Source organism: Rossellomorea sedimentorum (genome assembly GCF_046237645.1).
Lineage (GTDB): Bacteria > Bacillota > Bacilli > Bacillales > Bacillaceae_B > Rossellomorea > Rossellomorea sedimentorum.
In genome coordinates, this window is record NZ_CP143546.1 from 3,647,280 (window position 1) to 3,670,191 (window position 22,912).

20 protein-coding genes and 1 riboswitch are annotated in these 22,912 nt (G+C 45.9%); of the genes, 2 read left to right on the plus strand and 18 right to left on the minus strand.

Features of this window, described 5'->3' with window-relative positions; all coding sequences use genetic code 11:
- Positions 1-22: 22 nt before the first annotated feature.
- The 12 genes from V1502_RS17995 to V1502_RS18050 all read right to left on the minus strand — a co-directional run bounded on the left by V1502_RS17995 (position 23) and on the right by V1502_RS18050 (position 14,744).
- Positions 23-1,171 (minus strand): DUF4097 family beta strand repeat-containing protein, encoded by a 1,149-nt coding sequence (locus tag V1502_RS17995; protein WP_409251969.1) that lies wholly within the window; start codon positions 1,169-1,171, stop codon positions 23-25.
- A 20-nt stretch (positions 1,172-1,191) separates the two neighbouring features.
- The gene (locus V1502_RS18000; protein ID WP_409254386.1) at positions 1,192-1,515 is read right to left on the minus strand and encodes a DUF4870 domain-containing protein; all 324 of its coding nucleotides are present in this window, start codon (positions 1,513-1,515) and stop codon (positions 1,192-1,194) included.
- 307 nt (positions 1,516-1,822) lie between these two features.
- A complete protein-coding gene (uvrA, locus tag V1502_RS18005) occupies positions 1,823-4,702 on the minus strand; it encodes an excinuclease ABC subunit UvrA (protein WP_409251970.1) in 2,880 nt (959 codons plus the stop codon).
- A 6-nt stretch (positions 4,703-4,708) separates the two neighbouring features.
- Positions 4,709-6,691 carry an excinuclease ABC subunit UvrB gene (gene uvrB, locus V1502_RS18010; RefSeq protein WP_409251971.1) on the minus strand — a complete coding sequence of 661 codons (1,983 nt, stop codon included), beginning with the start codon at positions 6,689-6,691 and terminating at the stop codon, positions 4,709-4,711.
- Positions 6,692-7,054: 363 nt separating this feature from the next.
- On the minus strand, positions 7,055-7,900 hold the full coding sequence (locus tag V1502_RS18015; RefSeq protein WP_409251972.1) for an alpha/beta fold hydrolase: 846 nt from the start codon (positions 7,898-7,900) through the stop codon (positions 7,055-7,057).
- Entirely contained in the window at positions 7,897-8,910 is a 1,014-nt protein-coding gene (locus V1502_RS18020) for a serine hydrolase domain-containing protein (protein ID WP_409251973.1), read from the minus strand. Before V1502_RS18020 ends, V1502_RS18015 begins: the two co-directional genes overlap by 4 nt.
- A gap of 823 nt (positions 8,911-9,733) precedes the next feature.
- Entirely contained in the window at positions 9,734-9,967 is a 234-nt protein-coding gene (locus V1502_RS18025; protein WP_409251974.1) for a CsbA family protein, read from the minus strand.
- 72 nt (positions 9,968-10,039) lie between these two features.
- Positions 10,040-10,684 carry an HD domain-containing protein gene (locus tag V1502_RS18030; RefSeq protein ID WP_409251975.1) on the minus strand — a complete coding sequence of 215 codons (645 nt, stop codon included), beginning with the start codon at positions 10,682-10,684 and terminating at the stop codon, positions 10,040-10,042.
- Positions 10,685-10,742: 58 nt separating this feature from the next.
- Positions 10,743-11,513 (minus strand): alpha/beta fold hydrolase, encoded by a 771-nt coding sequence (locus tag V1502_RS18035; protein WP_409251976.1) that lies wholly within the window; start codon positions 11,511-11,513, stop codon positions 10,743-10,745.
- Between the two features lie 165 nt (positions 11,514-11,678).
- Positions 11,679-12,554, minus strand: a complete 876-nt coding sequence (locus tag V1502_RS18040) for a GNAT family N-acetyltransferase (RefSeq protein ID WP_409251977.1) — start codon at positions 12,552-12,554, stop codon at positions 11,679-11,681.
- A gap of 130 nt (positions 12,555-12,684) precedes the next feature.
- Positions 12,685-13,197 (minus strand): BsuPI-related putative proteinase inhibitor, encoded by a 513-nt coding sequence (locus tag V1502_RS18045; RefSeq protein ID WP_409251978.1) that lies wholly within the window; start codon positions 13,195-13,197, stop codon positions 12,685-12,687.
- Between the two features lie 341 nt (positions 13,198-13,538).
- Positions 13,539-14,744: a PDZ domain-containing protein gene (locus tag V1502_RS18050; RefSeq protein ID WP_409251979.1), complete on the minus strand. Its 1,206-nt coding sequence runs from the start codon at positions 14,742-14,744 to the stop codon at positions 13,539-13,541.
- Between the two features lie 197 nt (positions 14,745-14,941).
- Here V1502_RS18050 and V1502_RS18055 point away from each other — a divergent pair, with 197 nt between their 5' ends.
- Positions 14,942-15,124, plus strand: coding sequence for a hypothetical protein (locus V1502_RS18055; protein WP_409251980.1), 183 nt, complete (start codon positions 14,942-14,944; stop codon positions 15,122-15,124).
- A complete protein-coding gene (locus V1502_RS18060; RefSeq protein ID WP_409251981.1) occupies positions 15,117-15,485 on the plus strand; it encodes a DUF402 domain-containing protein in 369 nt (122 codons plus the stop codon). Before V1502_RS18055 ends, V1502_RS18060 begins: the two co-directional genes overlap by 8 nt.
- Positions 15,486-15,543: 58 nt before the next feature.
- Here the strand turns inward: V1502_RS18060 and V1502_RS18065 are convergent, their stop codons facing one another.
- From V1502_RS18065 to V1502_RS18090, 6 genes are all read right to left on the minus strand, one after another.
- Positions 15,544-16,983, minus strand: coding sequence for a S41 family peptidase (locus V1502_RS18065; RefSeq protein WP_409251982.1), 1,440 nt, complete (start codon positions 16,981-16,983; stop codon positions 15,544-15,546).
- A 149-nt stretch (positions 16,984-17,132) separates the two neighbouring features.
- Positions 17,133-18,173: a homoserine O-acetyltransferase MetX gene (gene metX / locus V1502_RS18070; protein ID WP_409251983.1), complete on the minus strand. Its 1,041-nt coding sequence runs from the start codon at positions 18,171-18,173 to the stop codon at positions 17,133-17,135.
- 4 nt (positions 18,174-18,177) lie between these two features.
- A complete protein-coding gene (locus tag V1502_RS18075; RefSeq protein ID WP_409251984.1) occupies positions 18,178-19,476 on the minus strand; it encodes an O-acetylhomoserine aminocarboxypropyltransferase/cysteine synthase family protein in 1,299 nt (432 codons plus the stop codon).
- Positions 19,477-19,587: 111 nt separating this feature from the next.
- Positions 19,588-19,701, minus strand: a riboswitch (SAM riboswitch).
- 671 nt (positions 19,702-20,372) lie between these two features.
- The gene (locus V1502_RS18080; protein ID WP_409251985.1) at positions 20,373-21,503 is read right to left on the minus strand and encodes a trans-sulfuration enzyme family protein; all 1,131 of its coding nucleotides are present in this window, start codon (positions 21,501-21,503) and stop codon (positions 20,373-20,375) included.
- A 174-nt stretch (positions 21,504-21,677) separates the two neighbouring features.
- A complete protein-coding gene (locus tag V1502_RS18085) occupies positions 21,678-22,265 on the minus strand; it encodes a peroxiredoxin family protein (protein WP_409251986.1) in 588 nt (195 codons plus the stop codon).
- Positions 22,258-22,845, minus strand: a complete 588-nt coding sequence (locus V1502_RS18090) for a hypothetical protein (protein WP_409251987.1) — start codon at positions 22,843-22,845, stop codon at positions 22,258-22,260. The genes V1502_RS18085 and V1502_RS18090 overlap by 8 nt, the downstream gene beginning before the upstream one ends.
- Positions 22,846-22,912: the final 67 nt, after the last annotated feature.

A 22,912-nucleotide genomic window follows, 5' to 3' on the forward strand; every position in this document is an offset into this window, starting at 1 on the left:
CGTTATCATCCTCTCTTACATCTTATGTTTTGTCCTGCATATCATACTGATTTTCTGACTTTTTTATGAGGACAGAACCTGTTTTTGTGTGAGCAAAGATATGAAGCTTTCGACCAGACTCACTTTCCTTAGAAAAGTGAACATGCTTTTGTACCACTTCATTTTTTTCTTCTACTATATTAATACCCTCCATCTCAATCTTGAAACTGCCGAGATTGGACTTTGCTTCCCCTTTCAATCCGAGGGACTCAGGTACGTACAAGTCAACTCCTCCAGTCACGGCCTTCGCATGAAGGGTGTCCGCCCTGTCGCCTCTCAAACTGCAGACGATGGTGCCGTTCAGTGACTGAAGATCTGTCACCTTGATGTCACCTTCCAAGTATACTTTTCCGTTGATGGACTCTGCTTCCACACTGTCTGAGTAGATATTAGCAAGATGAATCGCCCCGTTTGATGTGTCGACCTCAATCTTTTTTGCCGTCATGTCCTTCAACTCTACTTTTCCGTTGCCTGAACGCACTTTAAACGAGTCAGCTTCCATCCGCTCTGAATTCACCGAGCCGTTCAAAACTTTGACCGACACTTTCTCATACTTCGATTGTGGAACATAGATTTTCGAGTTCACCTTCATCCACTTCAACTCTGTGGATAGCCGCAGTTTACCATTTTCAATATAAAAGTCTGTGTTGCCGAGGAACGATCCTCGAGCTTCTTCAAGGTCATCCGTCCGGTAGACTTTTACCTGGCACTCGACTCTTACTTCATTTTGGTCCCAAGGAAGGACCTCCACTTTACCGTTCGCCACATCGACTGCAATCTCTTTCAGGGACTCAACCTCTGTTTCCTGAAAAACATGCGAAAGTTCAATGGATTTATTAAATTCAAAGTCCAAATCAAAGTTTTTCACTTTATTTAAAGCAGACTGGAAAAAATCAATGAGTCTGTCTTTTCCATTGTTGAATGTGTCGGAAGATTTTTCTCCACTTGTTTTTTCTCCCGTGAAGATAGAAGCCAGATCATCCAGCAGGTCCGGCTCCTTCTCTTTATAAGTGGACTTCGCCTTTGATGCTTCTCCTTCTTTATCCAAGGCTTCAAGCAATGTCAATGCTTCTTTTGTAGACAGCTGTCCTTTTTCAACCATTTCCAATATGCGTTTACGTTCTTCGTTCATCCTTCTTCACTCCTTCTAAGTTATAACAGTACTTTAATTCCCTTATACACGTTCCATATAACTACAACAAATGAAACAAGCAGCGAAAAACCTGTGGCAAGGAAGATGAAAATCGGTAAACCGCTTCCCGTTGATAAGATACCGATGTCAAAGAAAATTCCGGCAATCACGAGCGGCAGGGCAATCAAAGGCAGCAGGTGGGAAATGAAAGCTGATTTTGCATGCCTTTTCGTATCTGGGTCCGTTGATAAAAAATAGACGATAATCGGAAAAATGAATCCAGCAAAAAAGATGCTGAAATAACAAAGTGATGAAAGCAATCTGTTAGTCTCCAAGGACGTCACTCCTCTCTGATAGTAATATTTACGAAGTGACTCCTTAAAGGTTTCATCGTTGAAGTAAATTTTGTTTTCTGTATACCTATCATCCCACACCTGTGATATTCTTCCCTCCACCTTTAGGCTGAGAAACGCTACGTACCGGGATGTGCTTTTACACTTCACTCCTTTACCGCACTGAAAGGGACAGTCCCTTTTTATACGTTAACGCGGTAAAGCACTAAGAGGGACTGTCCCTCTTCGCGCTTTAAAGTGTTAAAGTGACCGCCCCCAAAAAAACAGCCCTCATTTGCTGAGGGCTGTTTTGCATTGATCACCGGCTGCTGCCGACTTCTTCTTTTTCTTTGATGCGTTTTTTCATCCTGTCTCTGTCACGTTCAAGGATCGGCTTCAGGTATTTGCCTGTATAAGATTCCGGTACTTCTGCCACTTTTTCAGGAGTTCCCGAGGCGACAATTGTGCCGCCTTTGTCTCCACCTTCAGGGCCGAGGTCAATGATATAGTCCGAAGCTTTGATGACATCGAGGTTATGCTCAATGACAAGGACAGTATCTCCATTTTCGACCAGTCGCTGAAGAACGACCAGCAGACGTGAAATATCATCCACATGAAGTCCAGTGGTCGGCTCGTCGAGGATATAGAGTGACCGGCCTGTCGAACGGCGGTGGAGCTCTGAAGCCAGCTTCACACGCTGCGCTTCCCCTCCAGATAGAGTGGTGGCAGGCTGCCCGAGCTTGATATAACCAAGGCCAACGTCTGCGATTGTCTGCAGCTTGCGCTTGATTTTCGGTATATTTTCAAAGAATTGCAGAGCATCCTCTATCGTCATTTCCAGTACATCTGCAATATTTTTTCCTTTATAGGTCACTTCCAGAGTCTCCCGGTTATAACGTTTACCGTGGCAGACTTCGCACGGCACGTATACATCTGGAAGGAAGTGCATTTCAATCTTGATGATTCCATCTCCGCGGCATGCTTCACAGCGGCCGCCTTTTACATTGAAGCTGAAACGGCCTTTTTTATAACCGCGTACTTTAGCTTCATTCGTACTCGCAAAAACATCCCGGATATCATCAAATACACCGGTGTAGGTTGCAGGATTGGATCTTGGTGTTCTTCCAATCGGCGACTGATCGATATCAATCACTTTATCAAGATGCTCTACACCTTTGATTTGCTTATGTTCGCCCGGTTTGGATTTTGCCTTATGAAGCTGCTGGGCGAGGGACTTGTGCAGGATTTCATTGATCAGCGTACTTTTCCCTGATCCTGATACCCCTGTCACAGAAGTGAAGATGCCTAAAGGGATTTTCACTTTGACATTCCTAAGATTATTTTCTTTTGCACCAACTACCTCAAGAAAGCGGCCATCCGTTTTTCTGCGCTCAACCGGCAAAGGGATAAACTTTTTGCCGCTGAGATATTGACCTGTCAAGGATTGGTCATCCTCCATGACTTCCTGCGGAGTTCCGGCAGAAACGATATCTCCCCCGTGGACTCCTGCTCCCGGTCCGACATCGATAAGGTAATCCGCCGCAAGCATTGTATCTTCATCGTGTTCAACGACTATCAGGGTATTCCCGATGTCCCGCATATTCTGCAGGGTGGAAATCAAGCGGTCATTGTCACGCTGATGAAGCCCGATGGAAGGCTCATCGAGGATGTAAAGCACACCAGTTAATCTGGATCCAATCTGGGTCGCGAGCCTGATACGCTGCGCTTCTCCTCCGGAAAGAGTCCCGGCTGAACGGCTTAGTGTCAGGTAATCCAATCCGACGTTCACCAGGAAACCGAGTCTTTCGCGAATTTCACGCAGAATCAAGTTGGCAATTTTCATTTCTTTTTCCGTCAGTTCCAGCTTAGCGAAGAACGCTTCTGCTTCTTCTATGGAAAAGGACGTCACTTCACCGATATGAAGCGCGTCTACTTTCACTGCAAGGCTTTCCGGTTTCAAACGGTGTCCTTTACACTTCGGACATGGCTGCTGCGCCATGTATTTCTCCATTTGTTCACGGATAAAATCTGAACTTGTTTCTTTATATCGGCGTTCCACGTTATGAATGACGCCTTCGAACTGAATATAATTCTCCCTGACCTGACCGAAGTCATTTTCATAACGGAAATAAACTTCTTCCCCTTTGGAACCGTATAGAACTTTATCGAGCTGATGTTTCGGCAGGTCTTTTACAGGGACATCCATGTCGATGCCAAAGTGATTGCAGACTGCTTTCAATAATTGCGGGTAATATTGAGAGCTCGTCGGTTCCCATGGGGCAATCGCATTTTCATTCAGGGTCTTGTCCCATATCGGAATGATCAGCTCTTCGTCCACTTCCAATTTTGACCCAAGACCATCACAGCTTGGGCAGGCGCCAAACGGGCTGTTGAATGAAAACATTCTCGGTTCCAGTTCACCGATGGAGAATCCGCACTGAGGGCAGGCATGATGCTCACTGAACAATAATTCCTCTTCACCAACTACATCGATGATGACTCTTCCATCCGCAAGGCGCAGCGCTGTTTCAAGTGAATCAGACAGGCGCGCCTCCACACCGTCTTTTACGACTACCCGGTCTATGATGACTTCAATGTCATGTTTCTTATTCTTTTCAAGTTCAATCTCATCCCCGAGATCAAGCACTTCTCCGTCGACACGCACCCTTACATACCCTTGCTTTTTAATATCTTCAAGTGTTTTGGCATGAGTACCTTTCCGACCGGAAACGATAGGTGCTAACACCTGCAGCTTTGTCCGTTCGGGATATTCCATGATCCTGTCGACCATTTGCTGTATGGTCTGTGAGCTTATCTCAATTCCGTGAATCGGACAGATCGGCCTTCCGACACGGGCATATAACAAGCGCAGATAGTCATAAATTTCTGTTACCGTTCCAACCGTGGAGCGGGGGTTTCTGCTCGTCGTCTTTTGGTCGATCGAAATGGCCGGAGACAGCCCTTCGATTGCATCGACATCCGGTTTGTCCATTTGACCGAGAAACTGCCTTGCATAAGCAGACAGCGATTCGACATACCTTCTCTGACCCTCTGCGTATATGGTGTCGAAGGCCAAAGAGGATTTTCCCGACCCCGATAAGCCCGTCAATACGACAAGCTTATCCCTTGGAATGGTCACATCTATATTTTTCAAATTATGAGCCCTTGCTCCTTGTACTACAATTTGATCTTTAGCCATTTCAGGTCATCCTTCCGCTTTTAACTCTAGAATCGTGTCACGCAGCTGTGCGGCACGTTCGAAGTCCAACGCTCTCGCTGCTTCCTTCATTTCTCCTTCTAAGCTTGCAATAAGCTTTTCTCTCTCTGGTTTCGTAAGCTTTGCCACTTTCTTTTGCGGACCTTCATATTCCGCCTGCTCTTCGGCCGCATGGGTAGCACGGATGAGATTCGGGATATTTTTCTTGATTGTCTGCGGGGTGATCCCGTGCTTTTCATTATATTCGATCTGAATTTCACGGCGGCGCTTCGTTTCATCCAGAGCCTTTTGCATCGAATCAGTAACTTTATCCGCATACATGATGACATGACCGTTGGCGTTACGGGCAGCACGGCCGATTGTCTGGATGAGGGACCGTTCGGAACGGAGGAACCCTTCCTTATCAGCATCCAGAATCGTGACGAGGGAAACTTCCGGAATATCCAGTCCCTCTCTCAACAGGTTGATTCCGACGAGGACATCGTATTTGCCCATCCGGAGGTCCCTGATGATCTCAATCCGCTCAAGGGTCTTGATTTCGGAATGAAGATACTGCACCTTGATTCCAATTTCCTTCAAATATGCCGACAGGTCTTCAGACATTTTTTTCGTCAATGTCGTCACAAGTACACGTTCATTTTTGTCAATCCGCTCATTGATTTCCCCGATGAGATCATCAATCTGCCCTTCTATCGGGCGGACGTCGATCGTCGGATCCAGCAAGCCTGTAGGACGGATGATTTGCTGGATCATTTCAGGGGTGTGTTCTTCTTCATATGGCCCCGGTGTCGCCGAAACATAAACGAGCTGGTTCGCTTTCTGTTCAAATTCATCAAATTTAAGCGGGCGGTTGTCCATAGCCGACGGCAGTCTGAATCCGTGATCCACCAGTACTTTCTTCCGTGCCTGGTCACCGTTGAACATCCCCCTGATCTGCGGAAGCGTCACGTGGGACTCATCGATGACAATCAAAAAGTCTTCCGGAAAATAGTCCAGGAGTGTATAAGGTGTCGATCCGGCGGGACGCAGAGTCAAATGGCGGGAGTAGTTCTCGATGCCTGAGCAGAAGCCCATTTCCCTCATCATTTCAAGGTCATACCTTGTTCGTTGTTCCAGGCGCTGCGCTTCAAGAAGTTTGTTTTCTTCCCTCATCACTTTCAGCTGTTCTTCGAGTTCCTGCTCTATGTTTCCAATGGCGATCCTCATTTTTTCCTCACGGGTAACGAAGTGGGATGCCGGGAAAATCGCAACATGATCCCGCTCGCCGATGATTTCACCGGTAAGTGAATCCACTTCCCGTATCCGGTCGATTTCGTCTCCGAAGAACTCCACCCGCATACAATGCTCGTCCCTTGAAGCAGGGAAGATCTCCACAACATCACCGCGGACCCTGAATGTTCCGCGTTTAAAGTCGATATCATTCCGTGCATATTGAACATCGACAAGCTTGCGCAGCAGCTGGTTCCGTTCAATCTCCATCCCTACTCTTAATGAGACAACAAGATCCCGGTATTCCTCTGGCGAACCGAGACCGTATATACAGGAGACGCTGGCAATGATGATGACATCTTTCCGCTCAAACAATGCGGATGTTGCCGAGTGCCGCAGTTTGTCGATCTCATCATTAATGCTTGCATCTTTTTCTATAAATGTATCTGTCTGTGGAACATAAGCTTCCGGCTGATAATAATCGTAATAACTGACAAAATATTCAACCGCATTGTCGGGGAAAAACTCTTTGAACTCGCTGTAAAGCTGTCCGGCAAGTGTTTTATTATGAGCTATGACCAATGTCGGCTTATTGACTTCCTTGATGACGTTGGAAACAGTAAACGTTTTTCCTGTCCCTGTTGCCCCCAAGAGTGTCTGATGCCTTTTTCCATCGCGGATGCCCTGGGCGATTTCCTTGATGGCTGCCGGCTGGTCCCCCTGCGGCTGATAATTGGATTGTAATTGAAATTGATCTTTCACCATCCTGCCTCCCGTTCGAATAGACTTATCTATATCAAATATACCCTGTATGTTCCTTCTCTAAAGCCTCTCTTTACATAATTCTCATTCTACCACAGGTTCAGCAGGAAAAACCAATAATAAACGAACAAAAGTTCGCTTTTCTTACATCTGAAATATGTGGCTTTTCGGAAAGTACAAGAAGGTGCAGAACATGCTTCAGGTAGACGTGCACGCCCACCGTGAAGGGAGGTACACCTGCTTTTGCTTAGCTTTCCTTGTCCAGCCTATCACCCAGGAGATCAAGGTCTTCCTGGATCTCTCTCATTACCTATTATCCCTAGTTGTGGTGACATAAAAAAAAGAGACCGGATGCCCGGTCAGTCAGATTCTCTCCATAAACAAAGATACTTTTTCATGAAAAAGTTCTTTCTCTTCCAAAAACGGGTAATGGCCGCTTCTTTCAAAAATGGACAGCTCCGCATTCGGAATTCCTTCCGCCATTTCCTCGGAGAATTCCAGCGGACACTGGACATCGTGTTTTCCACACATGATCAGAACCGGTGCTGTAATCAACTTCAATTTCCGTGTAACATCGAACATTTGCAGCTCCCTGTTCATAAAATTCATGCGGATGGCCGATAGTCCTTTATGTATATTTTTATTGAAGTAGTCATGGTAGTGGTCAGGATGATAGAGAGATAACTTTGTCCGCTGTATAGAAATCTCTTTCCTTTCACCTGTGGATAAATCATCCCGTTTCATTTTCTCATTATAGTCCTGCATAACCTGAAATAGGGGGTGAGCGGAATGGTAGATGCATTCTTTTGAAAAGGTATAGTAGTCCCTTGCCGCAGCCCCAACTGCCACCAACCCTGCAAGGCTGTCAGAAAAATAGATTCCATACACAATGCCGAGCATTCCGCCCGTCGAGTGACCGGCAAAAATCCATTGGTTGTATCCAAGCGCCTCCCTGATTGCTTCAAGATCAAATATCGTCTCCAGCATGCTGAGCTGGTAATGTTCGTGGGCCTTTTCCGAGTTTCCGGCTTCCCGCAGGTTCACTAGAATGACCTGATGGGTGTTCGTGAATTCATCAGCAAAATAATCTCCGGTCTCATTGAAAACAGAGTAGTGATGGGTGACACACACCGGATTTCCTTCTCCTGCTGTAAAAATTTCAAATGAACCTCTTGGTGTTTCTATTATCCTTCTAACCCATTTTGTCATCGGACTCTTTCCCCTTTTAAACCGTCAGCTGCAAGGTTGCTGAACTCTCTTAAATAGTGAAGATAATGGTCGCCGCCGTAATTGTACCGTTTGTTATACATTTTAACGACAACTGCGTTAAGTTCCGGCATGACCAAAACGGTTGGACCCGTCACACCAAGAATCTGATAAGATCCCTTTGATACCCGCTCACCTAATTCACTTCTGGCTGCCGGCTCCCCCTGTACATACCAGAAGAATCCGTTTTGAGGCAGATCTCTTTTTTCATATGGGGGACTTTGAATGGAAGTGACGAGTTTTATCACTTCTGAGGGAACGACTTGTCTGCCATCCGCGTCTTTTCCCATATTGAGGTGTAAATTCCCCCAGAGTGCCAGCTCCCTGGCAGAGACGAAAAGATTCGACTCGCTTCCATCCCCGGCTGTGCCCAAACTGGAGATGGCTTTTTCAGCAGGATTCACAATGACTTCTGCCAGATTCTCGCCAGGGGTTACTTCCCACCCTGTTTCAGTGAAGCCCAGTGGTTCAAACACCCTTTCTTGAAGAAGCTGTGGAAAACTTTTTCCGTACAGTCTTGCAACCAACTCGGTCATCATCAATATATTTATTCCCCTATACGCCCAGTCTTCACCTGGGGGGAACTCCCTGTATGGGGTATCTTCCTCTGTTAAATGAAGACCGTGGGAATGAGTGATGAGGTGCCGGATTGTCACTCCCCTCAACAGATCACGGTCCCATTCCGGAAAATAATCCACAGCCGGGGCATCAATGCTTACAATCTTGCCTTCATAGACAGCATAGGCCGCCGCCAGCCCCAGGTAGCTTTTTCGGGCAGAGGCAATATTGAACCTCGTCCCGCTGGTGACAGGCAGGGCAGTCGGTGTGTTGGATTGGGTCCCGCTGTAGTGCTCCAGGACGGTCTGGTTATCTTGCATGATAAGCAGTGCTGCCCCGGAACTATGGTTTTTATTTCGTATCTCTTCCACCCATGAAATAAGCCGTTGGTCCATTGTCGATCTCTCCTTTTTCCAGATACATAAGAAGTTCTAGAAAAAGATTTGTTCCCCTTGTTGATAAAATTGTTAGTAACTCTGTGGATATGTTGTTGTTTTTGTGGATTTTATGTTGATAAGTTTCTTTTACGTTAGTGTTATTTAAAAGAAAACGCTTTAATCAACAATATTCTGTTGATAACCATGTTTTGTCCACAAACTTTAGGTAGTTATCCACTTTAATGATGTTTAACAGCACGACCTGACTTTTACAAAAGCTGTATTCGTATAGAATGTTGCTATCGGAAAAATCCAAAAGGCCGGATTTTCCCCTCGGGTACAAAGGCTTATCTAACTGAACAAGGTGATTAGCTCTTTTCTTTCTTGTTTACCGAGAACATTTCTGTGAATAATCGTTATATCTCATGAACTTCATAGTAAATAACAACAAACAAAGTTTTAGAAAAGAGCCTTTACAAAATGGCTGTGTTAAAGAGTAATGTTGTTTTTCACCTATTTTTAAAAAAGGTATGTGATTTCCACTCCAGGCGAGCGACTCCGCGGGGCGGGCGGTGAGCCTCCTCGGCTTCGCCTGCGGGGTCTCACCTGTCCCGCTAATCCCGCAGGAGGTCGCACACCTTCCGCTCCAATCGTACATTATGTCACTCTAAATTTAGGTCTATAAAGTAGCTCCTGCAGACGGCTTCCAGTTGCTTATCATATCAACTGATGTTCGAGTGCAAGCGTACTAATACCTATAGTGTTTCTTATAAATCTAAATAACAACATTATCAACTAACAGAGCCTACAAAATAAAAAAGCACCTGATAAGATCAGGGCTTTAGCTGCGATTTCTCGCTTTTTTTCTCATTCGATTGCTGTACCAAAAACCTGCTGTCAGGGATGCGGCATCCACAACGATCAGTCCCCAGGTGTCGGTGTAGCCTTTATAAACGGAAGCTGCTATCAAAGCGACCGTCAACAACAAGCCGACGATATGACTGTAGGTTACTCTCGTAAACAGGACCACGAGCAGTCCAGGCAGGAATATGCCCAATATATATTTCGAAACCATTTTACTCTCTCCTCAAAAAACATCCATTACGTCCATTTTACCAAAAACCGAATGGAAAGAGATAGTTTATTCTTACGGAGTGTTGAAACCCGCAACGATTTTCTTTGTCATTTCGCTGAGCTGTTCATGCGGGATGTTTTTTTCCGAAAGCATTTCCGGAAGGATGTCATTGAGGAAGTACTGTACAGAGTCCATCTCATGGAACTTCAGGATTGTGGCGAGCGCCTCTTCGTAAATTTCCAAAAACAGCGGTTCAGGGTTGCCCTTTTGAATTTCGCCGAACGATTCATAAAGCAAGTCAATCTTGTCGGCGACGGAGAGAATCCGTCCTTCTAGGGTGGAATCTTTACCTTCTTTGAACCTTTCACGGTACACAGCCTGATATTCTTCCGGGAATTCCTGATCTATGAATTTGGTGATCATTTCATCCTCCACTTCGCTGAACAGCCTGCGCAATTCTTCAGAAGCATATTTTACCGGAGTTTTGATATCTCCTGTAAAAAGTTCCGCATAATCATGGTTCAACGCCTTTTCATATAGCGACTTCCAGTTGACGGCATTTCCGTTGTGTTCTTCCACCGTCCCTAGGAATTGTGCAATCTTCGTGACTTTAAAAGAGTGACTTGCCACATTATGGTCCTGATACTTGAATTTTCCCGGACAGCGGACAAGTTTTTCTACGTCTGAAAGACTTTTAAAATAATGATGAATCCCCATGATACCCCTCCCTGGCAAACTAGTCTCTATTTTTTTGTTTCATTCATTATACTCCTTTTCATTCCCTGTTCAACATTTTTTTAACATAGTAGAAGACCGCTTTGTTAAAAGAGTTCGAAAAGAGAGTTGGAAGCTGGTGCTTTGCGTGTTCAATTATGACGAGCTCGTGCCGGGGATGTTGCTTGTATAATTTATATTGATTATTGATCCAGTCGGATTTTCCTCCATAAATAAGCAGAAGAGGAACTTTTAAATCAAGAATTCGGTCCGTGCAATTATAATAGAGCGACTGTTTATAATAGTGATACCAAATGCTTCGATTGGCCTTTTCCATATGTTCATAAAGCTCCTGCTCGGCCTCCGGCGTCTTCGCATGAGCTTTGGAAAGCACTTTTATGATCAGCTGCGGGCGTTCTTTTATCGCCTTCATGCCAAGGAGATGCATTGCCTTTAAGCGGACTGTCTGCACCTTGGGGTATCCCCCTGCCAGAACGAGGAGTTCCACCATATCCAAGTACTTAAACGTGAACTCTTGGGCAATGACAGCACCGGCCGAATACCCCAAGAGGACACATTTGGGTATGTTCAAATGTTTGAGGATCGCCTTCACTTCTTCCACATATGTATCAATGCTGATATAGTCCTCTTCATTATAGGAATCTCCATGTCCGCTGAGGTCCGGAATGATCAAGCGGAACTGTTCCTTTAGGGGGTTCTGGTAAATAAACGACTTTCGTCCCAGCCCCGGCGGATGGATCAACAGGATCGGCGTCCCTTCCCCGATATCTTCAAAAAATAGCTCCCTGTTCCTGAATCCACAAAGTCCCATTCCATTTCCCTCCTGCCGCATTTTTATTGTTAGCTTTGGCAGAACCTCACCAGAACATACAAAGAGAGGGACTTTAATCCTTTAAAGCACGAAGAGGGACAGTCCCTCTTCGCGCTTTAAAGGGCTAAAGGAAAGAAAAAAGTCTCTTTCCTTAAAAGAGACTTTTTAGGCTTGTGACGTGACCGGATGTTTGAAGTTTTCAGGAAGCACCAAGCTGTTGGCGGTTTTCACAAAAAGGACTTCATCTCCTTTGTAGTGGGTGGTCGTGATGTCACTTGATTCGCTCGGAACCGTGAAGTGAAAGTAAACGGTCTTTATATCAGGTGAAGCAATTTCAGCAGCCACCTCTTCAATACTTAATTCTCTCTGACTGATCACATCAAATACATGAAGGGTGTCCCCTTCGGTTTTCATAAGAAAGATGATTTCTTTCTCGCTCCAATAATAAATATCATCAGGGAATACATATGCACAATAAAACATCAGTAATTCAGCAGTCTCCAGTGTGCTGAAGGTATCAGAACCAGGTGTTCTACTCTTTGCCGACTGATAGATAAAGTTCAATACTTCTTCCTTATGGGCATCCAGCTTTTCAAGCGGAATCCCTTTCCCCTTGCCATTCAGCCTCAGCTCAGGCTGGTGTTCCTCCACAGAATGGAAGCCGAACCTAGGGTAGTAATCCAGGACGGTATTGTTGGCAAAAAGATAAATCAAATCTACACCTTGAACATCTTCCAAGACTTTCTCCATCAGATCAGCCGACAGACCTTTGCCCCGATAGTCCGGATGGGTCATGACTGTACCGATTTGCACAGCACTCTTCTTCTCCCCACTGATGACCATATTGATTTTATTGATTGAAACATTGGCAATGACCTTACTGCCATCTACAAAAGAATAAGGTTCATACTTATTTGTCCAAAATCCAAGCTTGAACCATTTTTCAAAATGGATGCCGAAAATGTCCGAAGCCAATTGATTGTAGCTGTTCCTTAAAACTTCATTATCTCTGTAACCTTTGATAAATGTGAAATCTCCCAACTCATCTCCCCATTTCTAATGACTTTAACGCGTTAATGCACGAAGAGGGACTGTCCCTCTTCGCGCTTTAACGTACTAAAGTACAACTATAAAAATAACAGCAGCCCTGATTTCAGGACTGCTGCCAGTACTAGCTCTTCGGATTCAGTTGGATCGAAACCGGGGCTGTTTTGCCGCCTTTTGGAGTCAGCCATACCTCCAATGTGGTTCCTCCTTCAAAATCCTGTGCCGGAGGAAGTTCAATCGTGTAAGAAAGCTCTTCTCCCTGAGCGAGCGTTTCCGTTCCCAATACCTGCATAAAGGCTGCAACGCTGGAATACAAGAACACGGTCTCTCCCGAAGCATTTTTGACCGCATAATCGTAACGCTGCGAGCTTGTAAACTCAAACGTTACTTCTTTTTCTGTTTGATTTTTGATGGTATAAACAAACTGGCCGTCTTCGTTTTTAACAATCGATGGTTCTATTTCTCCTGCCACGATTCCCTGCCCCCTGTCTTCTTCCGTATTTTCTCCATTACCCCGTGATCCATTTACGACTTCTTCAGTACCTGAATTCTCTCCCTGCTCCACAGACATTCCGCAAGCAGCCGTCATTCCAACCGCAAAAAACACAACCAGTAAAGCCAACAACTTTTTTATCATCCACTAACACTCCTTTTTTTCAAATAAGTACACTTACAGAAGTGGACGTTAATCATCGGATAAAGTTACAATTTTTTCTGAAAACGGGCTTATGTTAAACAAAAGCTGTTTTGGTATAGATTGTTGCTATCAGAAAAATCCACAGGGCCGGATTTTTCCCTTGGGTACATGGGCTTTTCTCTCTGAAATGGGTGAATAGCTCTTTTCTTTCTTGCTGATCAAGATAATTTCTGTGAATTCTGGTCTTATCTCTTGAACTTACTATTGAATAGCAACAAAGTTTTAGAAAAGAGCCTAAACAAAAGCCTTATGAGAAGGATGTTCCCACAAGGCCTGTTTTGTTATACAAAGTGATGGCCGACTTTAGAGGACCAATCCCGGTCTTCTTCAACGAATATGATCCCAAGTTCATGGTGATCTCCCTCATATAAGGCACCTTGCGCAAAACGAACTTGTCCATTGGTATCAAACACTTCCAGCTTACAGTATGCCCGGTTCTGCTGAAGGGCTTCGTAAAACTGTTCCTCCGTTTGGACACGGAATCCGTTCACCTTTGTGATCACCTCTCCGGAAGCAAGGGACATTTTCTCAGCAGGCGAACCAGGAAGGACGGCCAGAATCATCAATCCTTCTGACTTTCTTGAGAAGTAATAGGCTTTCTCACTATCCTGCGCCCGCTGCCTGTAAGCCAGCCACTCCCGGCCAGCGACCGCCAGTACAGCTCCAGCAATGGATACCAGCGGAGCAAAATAACCCGCTACTGCTGTGGTTAACACAAGGGCACCCAGCCAGAAAACACGGTTGCCTGTTTCTTTTATGCTGATGTGCGGCAAAGTGCTTCTGACAAGCTGGCCGAAACCGATTAAGAATGGAAACAAAATCAGTGAATATGTTTGGGAACCGACAGTGAAAACCGGCCACCAGGCCCAAGGCATATCCAAAGTTCCCACCGGAATTAGCAGAAACATCGGCACCACCCAGAGCCTCTTTCCTTCCTGGGCACCGACTTTCAAGCCCCGTGAACTTCTTATTAATCGGGGAGAGGTTTTTCTCCAGCCGTTGTGACTGATCAGGACGCCTTCTATCAAAAGCAAAGTTCCCAACAAAACGACAACCGCATTCAGCAAGCCCTCATTCAGTCGCTCGAAATATGTATGAAGAACCGGCATTTCCACTTCAAAATAATGAATGGCCAACAGCAGGAAATAAGTAATCCCGACAGTATACGCCGATGTCAGCAGCCTTGTTTTGAAGGTGATCCCCAACAGGACTGTGACCGCTCCTATCAAAAGCAGGCTACCAAATGGGATGACAAGCCCTGCCCCGATTGTCAGAAGCGAAAAGCCGAGACCCAGCAGAAGTCCCAAGGGAAATAAAAACCGTGTCTCATGGTACATATCAAATATCCGGGTATGAAGCTCCCGTCTCTCCCGTTTTACACGGAAGAAACCGCTCAGTAAGGCAATGATAATAGAAAAATATAATAGCGGATTCAAAAACAGCTTGCCGCCTGCTTTCAAAATTTCCACAAGCCAATGCTGTACCAATGGTCTTCACCATCCTCAACGTGTTACTCTTTTCTATTATTTTAACAAATCGGCACGGTAAAACCTATTTAAATTTCCCATTATCAAGCTACTAATTTTTCCATTGCTCGACAACTCTAGTTTTTCCCGGGAAATATAAAGGAAATTGCAGAGTGCTGGCGAATGATAAAGATGAAGTTTGTCAGGAGGTTTGTCAAATGGATGTCGTCGTTTATTGGAATCATGTCGGAAGAGAACATGGGGGATTAAAATATACTGAAGATATCAAAAAGAACAGCCCGGAAATGATTGAAAAGGCGATCTCGTTAAAAGAAGACCGCGCCTTGAATCAGGCAAATCCACACCGATTTTATCGAACTGAACGAATCGCTGGTGATTGAACTGCCGCCTGAAAAATCTCCTAAGAAATTTATCATCATTTATCTAATGGATCTGGGACTTCAATTTTCCTGGGGCTTTAAAAGTTCTCATGAAGGCTGGCTCATTGACATTGTCCAATATGAAAAGAAGCGGGAGGGATCGATTTGTGTCCACGACCTATTGATCGATATCCGTGTCTTTGCGGACGGCAGTTATCATGTGGTGGATATGGATGAGTTTTATGAGGCTTTTCATTTAGGGGTGTTATCAGAAGAGCAGGTCGGTCATAGTCTCAAAGCACTTTCTTTTATCCTTGAAAAATTAAACAGAAATGAGTTTCCCGGAGGAGAGATAGAGGAACTAAAAAAGCGATATTATTAAAAAGCCCCGGGGATTCCGGAGCTTCTTCTCATCAATACTTAGCACATGTTTTTTACTCTTATTTCACTCTCTCCAAATAATCCAAGGCCGCCTTCAGCTGCACATCATTCTTCTCATCTTTGACCGCTTTATAAATTTCCTCCTGCAGCTTGGAGGCTGTGTCGCTGTCAACCTTCCCCGTAGCTGCCAGTTCATGTTTCTGTTGGAAGGCCCGGACCGCTGCCTCCGTTGCCTGGTTGAAGTATCCGTCAGTCCGTCCCGGGTTGTATCCAAGACCTTCAAGCATCTGCTGGGCATTCTTTACTTGTTCATTATTCATTTCCCGGACGAGCGGCTTTTCCGTTTCCACAGGATGGGCGTAGAAGTAGGCAGGCTGTTTGACCGGGATATCCGGCTGGATTCCCTTTTTATGAATCCAGTTCCCTTTAGGAGTCAGCCACTTGAACATCGTCAGCTTGATATTGCTTCCGTCCCCCATCGGCACCGGCTGCTGGACCGTCCCTTTGCCGAAAGTCTTGGTTCCAATCAGCGGGTAGCCGCCCGCTTCCTTCAAGGCACCTGCAAGGATTTCGGATGCCGAGGCGCTTCCCTCATCGACCAGAACAGTGATTGGATAAGATTTCTTTTCTGTATTTTCCGAGTAATATTTCATGGTATCGCCATTACGCTCCTGGATCTGCACATACGGCTTTTCTTCCGTTACCAGTTCAGCGAGCATTTCATTGACGCTCGTCAACAAGCCGCCGGGGTTGCCTCGCACATCGATCACCAGTCCGGCAAGCCCCTGTTCCTCAAGCCCGGCCAGCTGCTTTTTAAAATCCTTCGATGTATTCTCAGAGAAAGAAGAAACTTCTATGATTCCATAATGCTTGCCATTCTTCTCTTTTAGATCTGAATGAACCGTTTCCAAGGGAATTTCATCTCTTTTTACACTGACTTTGATTGGGTTGGTCAGACCTTCCCGCACAATTTCCAATTCGACGGAGGAACCTTTTTCACCACGGATTTTCAATGTGGCCTCGTACAAATCAAGTCCGGTGATACTTTCTCCATCCACCTTCACGATTTGGTCATTCGGCCTTAAACCTGCCTTTTCAGCCGGAGAGTCCTTGAATGGTGCTACAATCAGGAGCTTTCCATCCATCACGGTGACTTCTGCTCCAATCCCTTCAAAAGAAGAGCCGAGAGAGTCATTGAATTGCGCGGCGGTGCTGGCATCCATATACACGGAATAGGGATCCCCCAGCGTATCCAGCATTCCCTGAATCGCCCCTTCGACCAGCTCTCCCTTGTCCACTTTCTCTACATATTTATCCGCAATAAGGTCATAAGCGACTTCCACTTTATGCAGACGATCACTTAACGGGCCCCCTTCCGCAACCTCATCCTCTATATCACTATCGAATGCTTCCAGTAAACTCATACCGCCATACATACCTCCCGCCCCCGTCAAAAGGGAGGCGGCCGCTATGATGATAAGGCCTTTCCGCTGCTCCATTTCGTTCCCTCCTATATACAAGCTTCAACAGCCATTCTTGAAATTTTTGTGATAAAAAAGACACCACACAAAAAACGCTCAGGAAGCGGTGCGATGTCTTTGCTATTGAAACTATATGCCGGAGGGGGACAAGTTATGATTCTCCGTTTCTATTTTTCCAGATGCTCGCTGATAAGGTTTCCCCACTTGTCAAATTCTGTTAAAAATCCATCATGACCAAAAAGGGTCTCTATTTCATAAAAGCGGGAATAGGGGACCCGTTCAGCAAACTCCTTGATCAAAAGGGAAGGATAGATCAAATCGTTGGTGAACCCCAAGGCAACCAACTGCGGCTGAAACTGTGTCGCCGCTTCTTTCCAGCCGCCTCGGCCCCTGCCGATATCATGGCTGTTCATTGCTGCCATCAAGTACAAATAACTGTTAGGGTCGAACCGGTTGGCAAGCTTTTCCCCCTGGTAAGCGAGGTATGATTCTACCTGATAAAGGTCTTCGGAAGCTTTGCTGCGGTTGAATCTTTTTTGAAAAAGTTCCGGTGAGCGGTACGTCACCATGCCGGCCATCCTCGCTACTCTCAGACCTAGAACATCGGCAGGGCGCTCGTAGTTGCCCTCCCGCCAGTTCGGGTCGGAAATAATCGCGGTTTTTCCAATAGCATTAAAGGCGATTCCAAAGTCTGAAAAGAAAGGTGTGCTTGCCAGAAGGAACACTTTTTTGACGAACAATGGATAAAGCAGTCCCCATTCCAGAGCCTGCATCCCTCCAAGCGAACCGCCGATGACCGCCTCCAGCGAAGATACCCCAAGCTCCTCCAGGGCCTTATACTGAGCTTTGACAATATCCCTTACAGTCAATTCTGGAAAAGCCATATGATAGGGTTTCCCGGTTTCAGGGTTGACGGAAGCCGGGCCCGTTGACCCATCACAGCCTCCTAAAACATTGAACGTTATCACTAGAAATTTGTCTGTATCGACGTAACCGGAGGGGACAATCAATCCCCTCCACCATCCAGACTGCTCCTCTGTCCCGACACTGAGATGGCTCCCTGTCAAAGCATGACAGACCAGAATGACAAGCCCTGTTTTCCTGCCGGTGATTTCATAACGCAGTTCAGCTTTCCTCAGGAATTTCCCGCTTTCCAATAGCTGGTCTCCTATCGGAACGGTGCCTGTTTGATAGATGAACTCACTCATCTTTTTAAACTGAGGCAGCGGCGGCCGTCGCTTTTGTGATGGCCTGCTCCAAGTCTCCCTGCAGGTCTTTGACCGATTCCAAGCCAACGGAAAGCCTGATGAGTTCTTCCGTGACGCCCGTTGTTTTCAGGTCCTCAGCACTCAACTGCTGATGCGTTGTAGAAGCAGGATGAATGATCAGTGACTTCGCATCGCCGACATTGGCGACATGGGACCATAAAGTGATATTATCGATCAGTTTTCGGCCCGCTTCTCTTCCGCCTTTGATACCGAAAACAACGATGGAACCGTGCCCATTAGAGAGGTATTTTTCCGCCAGGGCATTGGATGGATGATCTGCGAGTCCCGGATAGCTCACCCATTCAACAGACGGATGCTTTTCCAGGTAACGGGCGATTTCCAACGCATTGCTGTTATGCTTTGGAACTCTTAGATGCAGCGTTTCAAGACCCTGTAAAAGCAGGAATGCATTATGCGGACTTAAGCAGGCACCAAGATCACGCAGGAGCTGAACCCGTAATTTGACGGCAAAAGCCGCTTCGCCAACATCGACATACCGCAAGCCGTTGTAACTTGGGTCCGGCTCTGTAAAATCTTTAAATTTAGGGCTGTTCCAATCAAATCGGCCTCCGTCGACAATGACTCCGCCGATTGCAGTCCCGTGGCCGCCAATCCATTTCGTTGCCGAATGAATGACGACATCGGCTCCGTATTGAAGCGGCTGGCAGCCATACGGTGACGGGAAGGTATTATCGATAATCAGCGGTATACCATTGGAGTGGGCAATATCTGCCACTTTCTCAATATCCAGCACATTCAACCCCGGGTTTCCGATAGTCTCTGCAAAAACAGCCTTTGTTTTTTCTGTTATTGCCTCGCGAATATTTTCCGGATTCGTGCTGTCCACGAATTTCACCTTGATTCCGTAGCGAGGCAGCGTGACCGCAAATAAATTATATGTGCCTCCGTATAGCTTGGAGGAAGCAACAATCTCATCGCCTGCACTTGCTATATTTAAAATCGCCAGGGAAATCGCCGCCATCCCGGAAGAAACGGCCACTGCCGCCACCCCTTTTTCCAACAGCGCAATCCTTTTTTCAAACACATCGACCGTCGGGTTTCCGATTCTTGTATAAATATTTCCCTGCTCACTCAAGGAAAATAGATTTTGGGCGTGCTCCGTGTCTTTAAACACGTAGGATGTCGTTTGATAAACAGGGACCGCTCGTGATCCCGTAACGGGGTCCGGCTCCTGGCCTCCATGCAGTAATAATGTCTCCGGGTCGAATTGATGATTGGTCATAAATAATTCCTCCTCAAATTTTTATAAAAATTGGGCTGGAAGCGAAGAGGAAATTTCCATATAAAAAAGCCCTCTCCGCTAAGAAGAGGGCTTGAAAGGTCAATGCTCCTCCTCTTATCTTCCAGACTCTGTGAGCCTGTAGGATGTAGCACCTTTCCAAGCAGAAACTGCCTGTAGGTTGCCGGGCTTCATCGGGCCTATTCCCTCCGCCGCTCTCGATAAGAGATATCGATTTGCTTATGAAAATGTATATGTCGTATGAGTTGGATTATAACTGACTATTTTTGTCAGGTCAATGACTATTCTGAATTTTTATTTATTTCGCCTGAGCAATCTTGTTTTCTCAATCATATTTTCATTTTTGATTTCCGCTACAGGCGTGCGACTCCGCGGGGCGGGCGGTGAATTTAGAAAGCGGAAGCGGCCGTTCAGCGACGTACAGATTTTAGGGCTCTCGCATGAGATAAAGGAATCACGAAGAGCGATAGTGATTCGATGATGACTTATCGCAAGGAGAGAGACCGAAATCTGCTAGTCGCTGGCCGCTGGAGCTAGATTGGCCTCCTCGGCTTTGCCTGTGGAAAAAGTGGAAGCGCCCTGTTCAGCCCCGACAGGCAAATGTTCCTCAGCGAAGAAAAGGGGCTCTTGCCTTTTATTCGCTGAGGGTTATTTGACCCCGAGGGGCTGGGCGCTGCAACTGGATTGGGGGTCTCACCTGTCCCGCTAGTCCCGCAGGAGGTCACACGCCTTCCGCTCCAATCGAACATGAAATGAAAGCTATAAAAATTTATCATCTTTAAGAAATAAATAATAACACCTTCAACTAGAAGCCTTATTATTAAAGGTTGATGCCACCTACACTTTCCCTTCGCTCCATTTCAGGGCGGCTTAGACTGCTATTTTGAAGAATCCACAGCGGCCTTGAACGCCTCAATGATGTCTTCTGCATCTTCTATTCCGACAGAGATCCTGACTACTTGTGAGTTCACCCCGATTTTCTCCCGGGCTTCCGGTGACAGGGCCCGGTGAGAGGTGCCCTGCGGATAAGATACCGTCGTTTCCACACCGGCAAGTGTCGGGACAATTTTCACCCAGCCCAAGCCTGTGAAAAACTTGTGGATATCATTCTGTGCTGCAAGTTCAATGGTCACGATGGCACCGCTGCCTTTTTCCGTGGCATTTATTGGGTAATAGACTGTTTTTATCCCTTGATATCCTGTTAGGGCTTGTGCGAGTTTCTTCGCATTCTCGCATTGCTGCTTCATGCGGAGCGATAGGGTTTTGCAGCCCCTGACCGTCAGCCATGCTTCATGAGGGCTGAGATTGATCCCCAGGTTGATGACTTTGTTTTTCGCATTTGTGATCAGTTCATCGGATCCAACGGTCACGCCCGCTGTCACATCACTGTGCCCGCCGATATATTTTGTTGCACTGTGAGCGACAATGTCCACTCCGTCCCTATAAGGATTCATCAGGTATGGCGTTGCAAACGTATTATCGATCATGGTGTAAAGGTGGTGTTTTTTCGCTATTGACACCATCCCTTGTATATTTTCCACTCTTAAAAAGGGATTTGTAATGCTTTCACTATAAAGCAGCTTTGTATTTGGAGTAATATTGTTTTCGATCTCCTGAGGGTGGCTGAAATCGACAAAAGAAACGGTGATTCCGAATGACTTCAATTCTCCGTTTAAAAGCTGGTAAGTCCCTCCGTAAATATCTTCCGCGGCAATGATATGGTCCTCGCTTTCAGCCACAGCCAAAATTCCGGCAAGAATCGCGCCCAAACCTGATGAGGCCGCTACTCCAGAGGGAGCCCCTTCCAGGACAGCCACCATATCGCCCAGCTCATCGGTATTCGGGTTTCCGGACCTTGTGTAAAGATAAGGTGATTTCCCTTCATAGAACCCTTCAAGTTCCTCCAAGGAAGTAAATGAAAATGCAGAGGTCTGATAGATTGGTGTAGACTTGCTTTTAATGCTGCGGTTATGTAATGTGCTGTGAACGACCTTTGTGTCAAACTTCATCTGAAGATCCCCTTTTCGTAAGAACACTTTTCCTCATTATACGACAGTAATTTCCACCTGTCATTCTTTACTGTATTAACGCATCACCGCACGAAGAGGGACAGTCCCTTTTGGCGCTTTAAAGCAGCAAAAGGGACTGTCCCTCTTTACACGTTAAAGGATTAAAGCGCTCCTTTAATCCATGGATTTCACCAATTGAATCATCATCTCTTTGTTCATGGGGCCGAGGATTTTGTGCTGGATGATTCCGTTTGTGTCGATCATGTAGGAGGTAGGGATGGTCTGAGCCTTATAGATGGTCCCCTGTGTCCCTTCTTCATCCAGCAGTATCGGAAATGTCAGTCCGTATTCTTCCACAAATTCTTTGATCGCGGTCTTTCCTTCATCGATGGTTGTCAGATTGACTGCCAGCATTTCAACGTTCGCTTTTTTATGATACTCCTCATAATATTCCTGCATATGCGGCATCTCCGCTTTGCACGGCGGACACCAGGTTGCCCAGAAATTTAGTATCACTTTCTTTCCTTTATAGTCAGACAGTGATACTTCCTTTCCCTCCAATGTCATTAAAGTGAAATCCGGGGCGGCATCGCCTTCTCCGGGGCCATCACTTCCGAAATCGACCTCCAGCCCCGACTCCTCCAATTGATCTGCCACCTGCTTTTCCATTTCCTTTTTAGACGCCTGCTTCATAAAGATATTGCCGACAAACAAGCCCACAAGCACCAATACCAGCCCTATCCCCAGTATTCTTTTATTCATGAGAATTCCTCCTTAATCTGTAAATCGCCAGCACTGCCGCCGTCACAATCAAAAAAGCCATACTTTCCGTAGACACCAATGTACCTTGCACATAATTAACAAGCATCTGCAATGCAATGAATAACCCCAGCCACAATTCCCTTTTCTCTTTTGTCAAAAGAAGATAAAAAAGGATGAATCCAGCCAAAATATTGACCGCACTCAAAATCGACGCACTGTCTGCAAGGAATTCCGCTGCCCCTTCATATACGAGAACAACCAAAACCCATGCACTGAAGAGGTGCTCCTTCTCTCCTTTGATGTATATGTAAATCAAGGCTACTGCGATACCAAGCCAAAAGCCCTTCATGCCTCCATTAAAATACAGTATTGAAAGCGGCTGATTGATGACACTCGTAAAATCAAACAAAATCACGCTGAACTTCCAGGTCAGAATAAACCAAAAGACCGAATTTCCAAACCAATCATAATGATCTTTCCCATAATAAAGCCTCAAAAAAAGTCCTGTAATGAAAAATGCTGCGACCAAGGCACCCCATGTTGAGGGGAAACTGAATGCTCCTATGCTATACCACTCCAAACTTACACCTGCCTGACTAAATGTTTTATCTTCTATTTTATATCATACCAGCAATCAACACATAACT